This window comes from Pseudomonas fluorescens, assembly GCF_005938625.1.
Taxonomy (GTDB): domain Bacteria; phylum Pseudomonadota; class Gammaproteobacteria; order Pseudomonadales; family Pseudomonadaceae; genus Aquipseudomonas; species Aquipseudomonas fluorescens_BD.
Genome location: NZ_VCNJ01000082.1, coordinates 1 through 12319, shown reverse-complemented (window position 1 = coordinate 12319; position 12319 = coordinate 1). Strand labels below are relative to the sequence as shown.

General features: G+C 59.6%; 8 protein-coding genes. 3 read left to right on the top strand and 5 right to left on the bottom strand.

Annotated elements, in window-relative coordinates; all coding sequences use genetic code 11:
• Nucleotides 1–577 precede the first annotated feature (577 nt).
• Both FGA82_RS29710 and FGA82_RS29705 read right to left on the bottom strand, forming a co-directional pair.
• Complete coding sequence (locus FGA82_RS29710; protein ID WP_141129856.1) at nucleotides 578–919, bottom strand: hypothetical protein; 342 nt, start codon at nucleotides 917–919, stop codon at nucleotides 578–580.
• Nucleotides 920–990: 71 nt separating this feature from the next.
• On the bottom strand, nucleotides 991–1647 hold the full coding sequence (locus FGA82_RS29705; protein WP_141129855.1) for an ATPase: 657 nt from the start codon (nucleotides 1645–1647) through the stop codon (nucleotides 991–993).
• Nucleotides 1648–1818: 171 nt separating this feature from the next.
• On the opposite strand from FGA82_RS29705, the gene FGA82_RS29700 reads away from it, so the two are divergent.
• The 3 genes from FGA82_RS29700 (at nucleotide 1819) to FGA82_RS29690 (ending at nucleotide 3874) form a co-directional block, all read left to right on the top strand.
• Nucleotides 1819–2067, top strand: a complete 249-nt coding sequence (locus FGA82_RS29700) for a hypothetical protein (protein WP_141129854.1) — start codon at nucleotides 1819–1821, stop codon at nucleotides 2065–2067.
• Between the two features lie 146 nt (nucleotides 2068–2213).
• Nucleotides 2214–3371 (top strand): GGDEF domain-containing protein, encoded by a 1158-nt coding sequence (locus FGA82_RS29695; protein ID WP_141129853.1) that lies wholly within the window; start codon nucleotides 2214–2216, stop codon nucleotides 3369–3371.
• Between the two features lie 8 nt (nucleotides 3372–3379).
• The gene (locus FGA82_RS29690; RefSeq protein WP_141129852.1) at nucleotides 3380–3874 is read left to right on the top strand and encodes a PaaI family thioesterase; all 495 of its coding nucleotides are present in this window, start codon (nucleotides 3380–3382) and stop codon (nucleotides 3872–3874) included.
• 226 nt (nucleotides 3875–4100) lie between these two features.
• Here FGA82_RS29690 and FGA82_RS29685 read toward each other — a convergent pair whose 3' ends face one another.
• From FGA82_RS29685 to FGA82_RS29675, 3 genes are read right to left on the bottom strand one after another with little or no spacing between them, the layout of a single operon-like run.
• Nucleotides 4101–4508, bottom strand: coding sequence for an Imm1 family immunity protein (locus FGA82_RS29685; protein WP_141129851.1), 408 nt, complete (start codon nucleotides 4506–4508; stop codon nucleotides 4101–4103).
• A gap of 5 nt (nucleotides 4509–4513) precedes the next feature.
• Nucleotides 4514–9235: an RHS repeat-associated core domain-containing protein gene (locus tag FGA82_RS29680; protein ID WP_141129850.1), complete on the bottom strand. Its 4722-nt coding sequence runs from the start codon at nucleotides 9233–9235 to the stop codon at nucleotides 4514–4516.
• Nucleotides 9232–12156, bottom strand: coding sequence for a type VI secretion system tip protein VgrG (locus tag FGA82_RS29675; protein ID WP_141129849.1), 2925 nt, complete (start codon nucleotides 12154–12156; stop codon nucleotides 9232–9234). The genes FGA82_RS29680 and FGA82_RS29675 overlap by 4 nt, the downstream gene beginning before the upstream one ends.
• Nucleotides 12157–12319: the final 163 nt, after the last annotated feature.

The window sequence follows — 12319 nt, the reverse complement described above, 5'->3', positions numbered from 1 at the left end:
ACCGAGGTGATTGCGAGAAATGCAGCGACATGAAATACCGAGCCGCACTCAAATTCGGAAGCAAATCAAAATCCGCCCCCCCCCCCCGCTCCTCTCCACTCAACAGGATGAGCGTTAGCTCGGCTGCAGCTCTTGATCTTGCCGTGCTGGCCCCTTCGGCAGGCTGAGTGGAGGGATTGATCCGGGGGTGGGAGCGCAGCGACCGTTCGACGAAGTCGAATGCATCGAGAGGAGGTGCAGCGAAGCAAACCGTAGGCGATGCCCCCGGATCGATCCCGGAACGAAGGAACCCCGAGCTTTAGCGAGTGGGCCGAACGCCGGGGCCCAGCCTTTTGGTTACTTTTTGCTGGGCCGGCACTCCGGCGTTTGAAAAAGTGACCCGCTGTAAGAGCGGAACCGCCAGCCGCAACCCCAAAAACAACGGATATTCACCCAAATCCCCAAGAGCATGGTCGGCCCAAAGGCCGCCAAGCCCAAACAAAAAAAAAGCCCCGCAACCACATGAAGGCGCGAGGCAAAAAATTGGTCGGTTGCGGCCAACCAAAGGAGCTCAGTCAAATACGTACAAAAGCCAAAATCAGATGCAATCCTGCGCCGCCCGCTCAAAACTCGAAGGCAAAAGATTCGAAGCCAACAAATGCCGCTCGTAGATAAACACCTTGCCGCCATTCCCGGCTTTATAAGCCTCGAGCACGTTGTCAGCCGAAACCTTGCTCGGCACCACAATCCGATAACTGCGCTGAGTCTGTGAAACCGTCGGGTTCAGCGCACTGCCCTGCAACTTCGGCACAACACAGTCGGCGTACTGCGCAGGCGTCTTGCTGGTCTGCAACGTCAGGCTCGGATTGTTCGGCGCCGAAGCGCAACCAGCGAGCAGCAAAGAAGCAACGGCCAGAGCAGGCATAAAGAAAAGACGCATCGGTGTCATCCTGAAAATAAAGGTTCGGTTCAACCGGCAACGGTTCAGCCTCACGGAGCCGCCGTCGCCATTTATGTTTTAAGTGATCCGCTCGACGCCACCAGCGCCTTGAGCGACACATCGAATTGCTTCAACGCGTGGAGTTGCAGATCACGCTGCTTGTCGATCTGCGCAGCGATGACCGGTGCTGCCTGGTTATGCACCCACGCCGAAGGCAACTGTTTCTCGACCGCGCCTTCAGCCTTGCCGATGTATTGCAGGTCAGCGTCGTAGAAGCGTGCGGTAAAACGCGCTTCGACCAGACTGTTTTGCTGTGTCAGCAGGCGATTGAAGGTGTCGAGCTTCACCACCACGTCCGGATGCGCCTGCACCAGCGCATCAAGGTTGTCGTAAACAGTCACGGACAAGAACTGCTGCTGCAACGAACTCACCAGCCAGTCGATGGCCAGTTCCGGATCGGAACTGCTGACAAAGGCCTGGCGAATCCGCGAGTCGAGCGCATCTTTCGCGCCGTTGACCGCCATGTCGTGGTAACGCTCAAGGTATTGCAGGTTGTCCAGGGTGTTCTCGCTGAGCAGCACACCCACGGTTTGCGAATGCTGCAACGTGGTGCTGCTGCTCGTGATGGTCTGGAAGTGACACGACCCGGCGGCTGCGTAAGTCGGAGCTGTGAACAGTGCGCCGCCTGTCAGCAGGGCGACCAAAGCCAGTCGGGTCATAGTCTTCATCGCGCAGATTCCTTGAGCGGCGTGTTCGATGGAGGCAATTTTCCGCCGATTGCCAATAAAGCAGAACTTGCGTTTCGTGATGGTCACTATTACTTCTAGCAATAGTTGCGCAACGTGCAGACTGATACACACTCAACCACAACTAGAAAAACATGAAATGAGGAGTTCGCCTTGAGAACGTTTGACCTGATCCGTGACGCCGTTCTGCCCGATTTCCGCGAGCGTGTGGCCGAGTATCTGGTTCAGTACGAGAGCGTATTGCTGGACAAACGCATCACCGACCCGCAGCTCATCACCGACACTGCCAATCAGTTGCGCGGTTACCTGCGCGGGCTCAACACCACCCGTGTCTTGGGAATGGCTTATTGGGAAGAGCTGGATCGTCGAGTCGTCGACACCTGGCTCGCGCCACAGCAATGACCGATCGGCACCGTGGTCAGGGTGGCGGCTGAAGACTGCGCCCTCACGTAGCCGATGGTCTGCGCGGCAATAAGGCCTCTGCGAAAAAACCGCCCGAACGCTTACAATCGCCGGTCTCACTGCCAATCAGACAGGCGCATCAAGAAATGCCGCTCGACCCACCTACGATGTTGACCCTTTCCATCGCTCTCGCAGCCGCTGCCGCGCTGTATCTGGCGATCGAATGGCGCAGCATTCGTGAGCCTTCGCTACTGTTGTGGAGCGCCGGTTTCGCCACCATTACCGTCGGTTCCACCCTGGCTCTGCTACGCAGCAGCGGTTTTCTGCTGATCGGCATCTGGTTCGCCAACGGCTTGCTGGTGACCGCGCACTTCCTGTTCCTGCTCGGCGTGGCGCGCTTCACCCAGATACGGTTGTCGCCGGCCTGGTACCTGATCTTCGTCACCTGGCTGGTCATGCTGTTGCTGCCGGACGGGCCGCTGTGGTCGAAGGTCATGCTGGCGGCCAATTCGCTGCTGGTGGCGCTGGCGACCCTCAAGGCCAGCTCACTGCTGCGCCCCCACGGCAAGTCGCTGAGCGTCGGCGCGGTGCAACTGCGTTACGTGCTGCTCGGTCACGGGCTTTTCTACGTGGCCAAAGCCTTGACGGTGGTGATCCCCGGCACGCTGATCGATCTGGCGGCGTTTCGTGGCGAGATCATCCAGATTTCCCTGGTCGAAGGTGCGATGGCGATCATGTTGATCGCCCTGTCGATGACCGGCACCGAACGCTATCGCCGGGAAAAACAGATCGCCCGCCTCGCCGAGCGTGATCCGCTGACCGCCCTGTACAACCGCCGCGCCCTCGAAAAGCGCGCGCCGCGCCTGCTCGAACAGGTTTCGCCAGAGCATCCCGGCGCCCTGCTGCTGATCGACATCGACAACTTCAAACTGGTCAACGACCAGTACGGCCACACCGCCGGCGACCGTTTGCTGATCGCGTTGAGCGAGATGATCCGCTCGGTGCTGCCGCGCAATGCGCTGACGGCGCGCCTGGGCGGTGACGAGTTTGTCATTCTGCTCAACAGCACATCAGGCGAGCGTGTCATGGAACTGGGCAACGCCTTGCGCGAGCAGTTTTTGAGCATGACCTCCCAGACATTCCCCACCACCGCTGCCGTGACCCTGAGCATCGGCGCCAACCTGTTCGACAATCCGCCCGCCCACCTGACGGCACTGATCGAACGAGGCGACGCGGCACTCTATGAATCGAAACGCGGCGGGCGCAATCGCCTGCGCCTGACCGGTCTCACCACGCCAGGATAATAAAAACCATGTCCAGCCTTGATACTCCTCTGCAAGACCTCGCCGCTCCCGAAGGCGTCTGCTACGGCTGCGGCGGCCGCAATCCGCACGGCCTGCACGTCAAAAGCCACTGGCATGAAGACGGCGTGCACGTTATCGCCGAACACCTGCCGGAGGCCAAGTACTGCGGCTGGCCGGATCTGGTCTACGGCGGCCTGATCGCCATGCTGGTCGACTGCCATTCCAACTGGACGGCGATGGCATATCACTACCGCGCAGAAAACCGCGAACCCGGCAGCCTGCCGCGTATCGACTGCGTCACCGGCAACCTTGGTATCAAATTCATCAAACCGACGCCGATGGGCGTGACGCTGACTCTGCGCGCGAAAGTCGAGGGTGACGTCGGGCGCAAGACCCGGGTGATCTGTGAAGTGTTTGCCGGAGATGTGCTGACGGCAGTGGGCGACTCGGTGTTTGTGCGGGTCGACACCGGGCAATTGGCCGACGCGGCGCACGGGCGATAAACCTGGCGAGCCTGCCTGGCTTGTCGAACCGTTAACCGGCAGGCCTTGGCGAGTATTCAACGCTCGCGCTTAGCGAGCGTCATCTCAATCCCGAAGACAGCCTCGGACTTCAACTGACCACAGCACCTTTGGGGCCGCTGGCAATCAGTCACCCAAGCGAATCGCGTCTTTCACAGCATCACGCCTTTGCCGTTCAATCAGGCCCGACGGTCTGACCTTCGCCCCCTCACTCTTCAATCTCCCACGCCAATCCCGGGTCCGCTGTGCCGTGATCGCAAAAATACAGCAACGCTTTCCGGGCATGCTCTTTGTCGACAACCTGGTTTTTCGGGTAGCTCCCGGACTGCCCACCGACGACAACATCTACCGTCTCATCCTTTGATGCATCAGGATTGGTCAGTGTATAAAGCTTCTCGTCGACGTTTACCGCGATAAACACAACATAGCGATGGTCGTTACCTCCGCCCACGCTCATGTAGTTTTCGTCATCGAGCAAAAACAGTGTCGAACTGAACGCCTTTCCATCCAGTCGATCCAGAGTTGCGAGTACCTTTTCGCGGTCGGGACGCAAGTGCTCTCGCTCCTTGAAACCCGCGCCGTTTGCTTCGTCTTCTATGATTTTTTCCAGCTTCATGATCACTACTTCGTTGGTGTGTAAGTTCGGCTGCCACTGGGTGAATGCACGGTGATATTACATCCCAGATTTCGAGCCAGTGAACGAATGCCCCCAGCGCCCGGCAACCCGCAAGCCTTGCACGGATCGCGGTCGACCCACATTTCGGCACTTTCCGCTTTACCTGCCATGCCCGCGTTCACGGCATGTTGCACCGCTTCAGCCTCCGCGTGGGTTTTGGTTTGCGCATTTACGCGGTCGAGGGTAATCGCCGTCTTGGGATTCTGGTCGCCTGAGTTTATACCCTCGAAACTCTGACCATTGACCCTCAGTAAAGACAATGTCGATGTGTCATTGGCAGAACCTGCGACAGGCAGACCCAACGCCTTCCTGCGGTCAGCCAGCTGCTGCCGTGGGTCACAGGTTTCCAGGCCCAGCGGATCGATCCAGCCCGTCGGGTTTGGTGCATAGGCATAAAGATTCAAGCCACCGGCATAGCTGATCGGGTCTTTGCTGATGAAACGACCGACCTGCGGATCGTAGTACCTGTAGCGGTTGTAATGCAGGCCTGTCTCATGGTCATGATACTGCCCCTGGAAACGCAGTGGATTCGTCAGCCCTTGTTGCCTGGCCCAATCTGAACGCTGTTCCTGTGCTTGCCCCCACGCCTCGTATTGGGCACTCCAGACGATTTCGCCGCGCTGGTCGGTCAGTTCCTGTGGCGTGCCCAAGTAATCGCACTGATACCAGCTCAACTCATCGATCGGTTGAGCCTTGGGTACGTGGCTCCACAACGGATCATCGTCCAGTCGATATTCGTCGCTGTAGTCGGGCTGCTCCGACAGTTTGATTGCCTGATGCCGCAGTGCCTGAGCGACAGGCACAAAGGTGCCAGGCTCATACACGTAATGCACGGTACGACCATAATCACCGTCCACATGTGCCAGGCTACTTTCCCAGGCTAGAGCGTCGCCGTCCCAACCATACAACGTGAAGCCGCAACCCGACTCCCGCTGCTTGCGCGCATATTCGTGATGGTTCCACTGAGAGCCGGCTTCAGGGTGCTGTTTAAAGTGCGCACGGGAATGTTTGGACACTCTGCGGCCCAGCGCATCGTAGGCGTAATCGACCTCCAGACGGGCGTCGTCAAAATGCACCAGACGATCGAACAGATCCCAGCGCAGGCGGCTGTAGCTGCCGTTATGCCAGCGCTGGATCAGGTTGCCCCGCTCGTCATACTCATAATGAGTGCCGGCGTACTCGCGCAGCAGGTTATCCAGAAGCTTGCTGCGGGTCGGGTCCTGATCCAGCGGACGCCGGGTTTGCCGGGCCGTATCGTCGAGCAGATTGGCGGCCGGATCAAAAGCAAAGGTTTCCACACCCAGGCGACTGCTCGCCTGAAGCAGACGCCCGAGCGGATCGTATTGATAAGCCAACGTCCCGCGGCGGGTGTCGTCGATACCGCGCAACTGACCTGCCGCATCGTACTGATACTCGCGTTTGAGCACCGTGCGCTTATCGTCGGTGCGCCCCAGTAGTTGCTCCTGCAAACGTCCGGCGGGGTCCCACTGCTGGGTTTGCAGCAGATGATTGCCCTGATGCCGCGCAACTTCACGATGCAGGTCGTCGCGCTCGTAACCGACAAGGTCATGTTCGTCGAGGCGCATGCCCAACAGATGACCGCTGCCGTAAGTCAGCCAACTGACCCGATGACCGTCCGGACGCAGCGTGGCCACTCGCTGATTGAGGGCATCGTATTCATGTCGCCAGATCGCGACCGAGGGGTTTTCCAACCCTAGAAAATGCTGATGTTCGCGCAACAGATTGCCAGCCGGGTCATGGAACCACTGCAAGCGGCTCTGATCGTTACTGGCCAGCACGAGGTTGCCGTTTCCATCGTAGGCGAAGGTTTCCGCTTGCGACTCGCTGCCAAGCCTCGCCGAACGGCTGATCATCCGGTTCATCGGGTCGAACTGGAATTCGGTGACGCGCTCACCGTCGCAAATGGAGGCTAATCGCCCGGTCTCGGCGTCATAGCGATAGTGTTTGCTGCGCCCATCGAAGCCGGTTTCATGGAGCAAGCGGCCCACCGGATCGTACTCGAACTGCACCCGCTGCTGGTTCTCGTTTTCCAGGGCGGTCAGCCGCCCCAGTCGGTCCCAGCGATAGCGCAACGTCTGCTCCGTGGCATCCACTCGCTCAGCCACCAGCCCCGCAGCGGTGTAACGCCAGGAGGTGCAGCGATCCAGCCCGTCGATATGGGCCAGCAAGCGACCTTCAGCATCGTAAGTGAAACGTTCTTCGGTTTTATCCGGATGCCTGATCAGCACCCGCTGGCCGGCACGGTATTCGTACTCGGTGCTTTGCCCGGCTGCATCGGTGAAGCAGATCAACTGTCCGAGACTGTTGTACTCCCAGGCGCTGGCCTTGCCGGAGCAGTCGGTATATTTCGTCAGTTGACCGGCATCGTTGTATTCAAGCTTCTTCTCGGCGCCGTTGGCGTCCTTGATCACTTTGAGCAGGCCTGCCGAGGTGTAGGCGTATTCGGTCTGGTTACCCAATGGGTCTATGGCTTTCTCCAGATTGCCGTGAGCATCATAGTCACGCAGCCAGAGCCCGCCTTCGGCGTCGCTGATCTTGATCAACTGATCCTGATCGTCATACGCGAAATGCAACACGGTGTCGTCGGCTCGAATATGCTCAAGCACATTGCCCCGTTCGTCATAGCTGAAGCGGTCGATGCTGGCGTCGGTGTGCACATGGCGCACGACGTTTTTCGCCTCATCGCGAAACAGCCATTCCGAGCGCTCATCCGGGTGCCGAATGCGATAGGTGTAGCCAAGGATGTCGTAGTAGTGCCAGGTCTCGTTGCCATGGGCATCGGTGACATACGTCAGGCGAATGTTTTCGTCCCACTCCAGCCGGGTATCGAAACTGCCGTCATCCGCCCATTCGCGGACGGCTTTGGCATCGGCGCCTTGACCTTGCCATTGCAGGTTCATACCGCGCCCGGTGCGATCGGTGTAACGCGTGACCAGATGGTGCTGATACTGATAATGCCAGGCTGCGCCGTTTTCATCCTGAGCCTGGATCAGATCACCGTTGGCGTCGTAGCGATAGGCACACAACTGACGCTTGGCTGCACCGTCGCGAACTTCCCAGAGACCGATCAGGCGCCCTTGCGCGTCGAGCAGGGTGCCGAGCTGCAAGTGGACGTTGCTGATATCGCCTTCGTAGGTAATAAGATCCGACAACACCGCCTCGTCGTCATGACGGTGTTCGTAGTGAAGCATGACCCCGGCACCGCTGCGCAGGACGATACCACTCAGCACGTAACGCTGACCGCGGCGCACGTAAGTTTCCTTGCGCTCGACACCGCTGCACAGCACCAGCCGGTTTTCGTCGACTCGCACCAGCGTCAGGCTTTCAATCGGGTCGTAGTGGGCCTCACCGACTTTGGGCAGTGGGTAGTTGTGGCTACGTCCGTCCGCCGCGTGAAACACCAGGCCGTCATCGACGCGATCAAAACGGGTGGTGAATTCGGTAATCCAGCGAGCGCCCATGACCCCTTTGTCATAGGCCTCCAGACGCGAATAATACGTGCGCGTCCAGTTGATCGGGAACGGGCCCGGCAGACTGAAATCAGTGTGACGGAAGGTCTCCGAGCCCATCGAGAAACTGATGCTGTGCGCGGTGATGGGACACACCACGTTTTTTCTGCAATTAGGGTCGGCTTTCGCCCCGGCTTGCTTGGACTGCATCTCCAGCTGACCTTCCCCGGCCTTGCGCTTGGCCTGGGTTGTGGTGCCGGGTTTGACGTTCGCGCTCTGACCATGCGCCTTGCGCTTGCGCCAAGTGACTACGGCACCACCGAGCATCTGCAACAGCCAGCCGATGGAGTGTTGAACGCCCGGATCGCTGAGCTTCTTCAGTTGTGTTCGCAGCTCTACGCCCAAAGTCCGCAGCATGGACGTATTGCTGAGCACCAATGCCTTGGCTTTTTCCGGCAGCAGGTTTTTCGCTGCGCTGTTGGCCACGCCTTTGCCGGCGGCCTTGTAGGCACTGAACGCAGCACCGAAGATATTGCCGATGGCCGCTTTGGGGTCATGCAGTAACTGGCTGCGCGCCGCCGTGATCTTTGAACCCGCAGCGTTGAGGTCGCCCTTGGCATCGAGTTTGCCATTGACGACGGTTTCCAGCCCTTTGGCAATCTCGTTCACCGCGCTCTGTCCCAGTTTGCCGGCGTCGTCGAGAATGCCAGCCAGTTTGGGTTGCGCCTGTTTTACGAAGTCATCGATGGTGCCGACAATGGTCGCGTTCAAATGCCCGATCAACACTTCGATCAGAGAATCCCCCAGTAGCATCTTCGCGCTGTTACGCAGCTCCTGGCGCACCAGGCCCAATGTCGGACGCAGCGTCATGCGTGCCGACGCCATGGTTGGAGGGGCCGGCAGTACCCCGATCAGGTTGATGCCCAGGCTGACCCAGTCCAGCACTTGGCGCTGCTTGCTTTTGGCCAGGGTTACGATGTCGCCAAGGGCGTCGACCAGCGCCATGATGTTACCCACCACCGGCAAGGCGCCGGCAACGTTCTTCACACGGTCGAGCGTGACAATCCCGCCACTGATCGACTGCAGCCAGGCATCGAATTTGGCGGCACCGCGGCCGACATCTTGAATATCGATGGTGTTGAGCGGAACGACAGCTACCTGGGGTTCACGTTTTTTATCGGGCGCAGGAGTCGTCATGACATGAACTCATCTGGCAGCAAGCTTGGGACCGGATTCAGGCCGGGCGTTTGAATCGAGTTTTTGGGCAACGAAACAGCAGGCAAACTCGGCAGCTTGCCGTTCTTGCTGGCAGCGCCGAGGATGTTCGATGCACTCGGCATTGCGGCACTGGCAAGTTTCGGCAACCCGGCCACACCGCCCTGCACCACACCCTTCACTTGCTGCGCTGTTTGCATCGCACCTTGCGCCGTCTGCATCGCACTCATCCCTGTTTGCGCCATGTCCTTACCCTTCTCCAACATCTCCCAACTCTTGCTCGGCAACACCTGCGCGACCATCGCCTGCACCTGACTCGGCACCTCTTCGGCACCCGGTGGATTCAACGGCCATTCCGGCTTACCGATGTAACTGCCATCGCTCCAGGTGTCCGCCGGATCCTTGCCGAACAACACGCGCGCAGGCCCCGGTGCAGCGCCGGCGACGCTGGCGAAACCCTTGCCGTCGAGCTTGCCTTTGATGCTTTTGCCCAGCGCATCGATGACTTCGTAATCGCCCTCTTTGATGCCCTGACGCCCTGCGTACTGGTTGAACAATTCCAGATTGCCCTTGCCCGGTTTCGGCGGTTCCGGGAATACCCCGGCGAGACTTTTCGCGCCGGTGTAGGCGAAGTTCGCCGCGTGCGCGGTGTACGGGCCGCTGGTGGCGTGGGTGATGCCGCCGGCGTTGTAGGTGGTGGCGCTGCCGCCGCCCTGGATCACCAGTTCGGTTTTTGCGGTGATGGTGATGCGGTCGGCATTGGCGGTGATGTTGAGTTTGGCCAGCAGGTTGATGCTGTCCTTCAGCGCGCGCACGTCGATATCGCCGGAGGCCGCGACCAGCCGCCATCCCATGCTTTGCACGAACAGGCGCATGCCACGACTGGCGCTGGCCAGCAGGCGTTTGCCGATCGACAGGCTGGTGTGGCCGGTGCTGCTCAGGGCCAGGTGTTCGCCGGTAGCAATATGGCTGGAGCGTGGCGTGGTCAGGGCAATGCCGGCGGGACTGGCGAGGACCAGATGCGGTTCGGTGAACTCGGGGAATTCGTTGGCGGTGAGGTTCGCCGGCCCCGAGCCGAGTACGCCTTGATGCTGGGCGTGTAGCGCTTTGGCCACGTCGTCCTGATCGCCCGCCTCTTGGGCTTGCAACTCTTTGGCTTGCACGGCGAATCCGTCCTGCTGATCGCTGGCAGTCGCGAGGCGCTCGGCAGTTTCCGGCAGATCCTTGTGGTGCTTGGATTCGTTCGGGCGCGGCTCGGTGGTGATCAACAGACCGGCCGCCGCACGCACCGCACCATGGCGGTCGGTTCTCAACTCGAAACCTTCGCCACGCGGCTGCCCACCGCTAGGACGCGGATGAGTCAGATAACCGAGGTTGATCGCACTCGCGCCGTGGTCGCTGCGCAACGCAATGCTGATCTCGCTGGTGGTGTCGTCGATGCGTAATTCATTGGCACGGCTGCCCTTGTATTCCTTGCTCTTGACCGTGGCCAGGGTCTTGAAATCCGGCAGCTTGTACGGCGGCAGATTCGCGCCGTGGTACAGGCAACCGCTGATCAGCGGCTGATCGGGATCGCCCTCAAGGAAGGTGATCAACACCTCCATGCCAACACGCGGAATGTTGATCGAACCAAAGGTTTCCGCCGCCCAACTCGACGCGACGCGCATCCAGCAACTGGTCATGTCGTCGTGCTTGCCTTCGCGGTCCCAGAAAAACTGCACCTTCACCCGGCCGTACTGGTCGCAGTAAATCTCTTCGCCTTCAGGGCCGCAAACCACCGCACTTTGCGTGCCGAGGACTTTCGGTTTCGGGTGATCGAGCGGCGGACGATACGGCACGTCCCACGGGATCGCGCTGAAGCGGTTGCGATAGCCTTGGTGGAAATCGTCCTTGAGGTCGGTGGTGTCGCTGGTCACCGACTCTTCGAGCACCTGCGGTTGTTTGCCTTCGTGGAAGATTTCAGTGAGCAGCCACAGGTCGTTCCAGGTCGGGTTGGCGTGTTCGGTCAGGGCGAGGAAATGCCCGCTGACGAGGATCGGCTGATCGCTGTTGCCCTCGGCCAGACGGTAGTCGCTGCGATGGCGTTCCAGCGCGCGATTGGCCAGGTGTTTGCCGCGCTCGCGATCAACGAAACGGCCCGGGTAATCGTAGTCTTCGAGGTCCGGTTGCGCGCTGCTTTTGGCATCGCTTTCCAGCTCGATCTTCGGTTTGACGAAATCGTAATCGCGGCGCGTGGTGCGACTGGTGCGGGTGGCCAGACGCAGGCCGAAGCGCTTGACCACCGGTTTGTCGGCGACCAGTCCGGAATCTTGCTGATAGGCCACGGGCGCGAGTTTCGGGAACACCGTCTGGTCATCGCCGAAGGTCAGTTTGTGCCCGCTGGACGTGTGCTGGAAGTGGTAGTGAATGCCCTCCTCTTCGCACAGGCGCTGGATGAAATCCAGGTCCGACTCGTCGTACTGCACGCAGTAAATGCGCTCGGGATAAATCGCGCTGAGCTGGAAGTGGTAATCGCTGGCAAGGATGCCGTGTTCTTCCAACACCTGGCTGATGATCTGCTGCACGGTCATCTGCTGGAAAATGCGCTGATTGATCCGATGCGCGAGGTACGCCAGTTGCGGGCGCAGGGAGATCTTGTAGCGGGTCAGGCGCTTGCCCGCCTCGCCCTGGGCGACGCTGTAGACCAGCCCGTGGATGCCGCTGCCGCTCGGCGACAACTGCAGAAACGCCAGTTTGTGCAGCACGCTTTCGAGGTTGATCGAGGCCTTTTCGCTGACCAGTTCCAGCTCGAATTCGAACGGCGTGTTGAGGGCCTCACGACCGGTGAACGACAGCACTTGAAAGTCGCTATCGCCGCCATCGACGGTCAGATTGAAATGAGGCTGGTTGGCCGGTGAGAACATTCCCTTGTCCCTCGCGCAGTGCTGCAACGCGCATCAGATTAAAAGAATCTGATGCGGAAAATTCATTGATCAAGCAGCGAACTCGACCAGCAGAACTGGTCGAGTCGGTACCGTCATCAGCCGCGATTAAACGACTGGAGCACGCCAGTCATCGGAACCCGAA

Excerpts from the sequence above, each read along its gene's own strand:
- FGA82_RS29710 (WP_141129856.1), bottom strand. The coding sequence starts at position 919 with ATGCGTCTTTTCTTTATGCCTGCTCTGGCCGTTGCTTCTTTGCTGCTC.
- FGA82_RS29705 (WP_141129855.1), bottom strand. The coding sequence starts at position 1,647 with ATGAAGACTATGACCCGACTGGCTTTGGTCGCCCTGCTGACAGGCGGC.
- FGA82_RS29695 (WP_141129853.1), top strand. The coding sequence starts at position 2,214 with ATGCCGCTCGACCCACCTACGATGTTGACCCTTTCCATCGCTCTCGCA.
- FGA82_RS29690 (WP_141129852.1), top strand. The coding sequence starts at position 3,380 with ATGTCCAGCCTTGATACTCCTCTGCAAGACCTCGCCGCTCCCGAAGGC.
- FGA82_RS29685 (WP_141129851.1), bottom strand. The coding sequence starts at position 4,508 with ATGAAGCTGGAAAAAATCATAGAAGACGAAGCAAACGGCGCGGGTTTC.
- FGA82_RS29680 (WP_141129850.1), bottom strand. The coding sequence starts at position 9,235 with ATGACGACTCCTGCGCCCGATAAAAAACGTGAACCCCAGGTAGCTGTC.
- FGA82_RS29675 (WP_141129849.1), bottom strand. The coding sequence starts at position 12,156 with ATGTTCTCACCGGCCAACCAGCCTCATTTCAATCTGACCGTCGATGGC.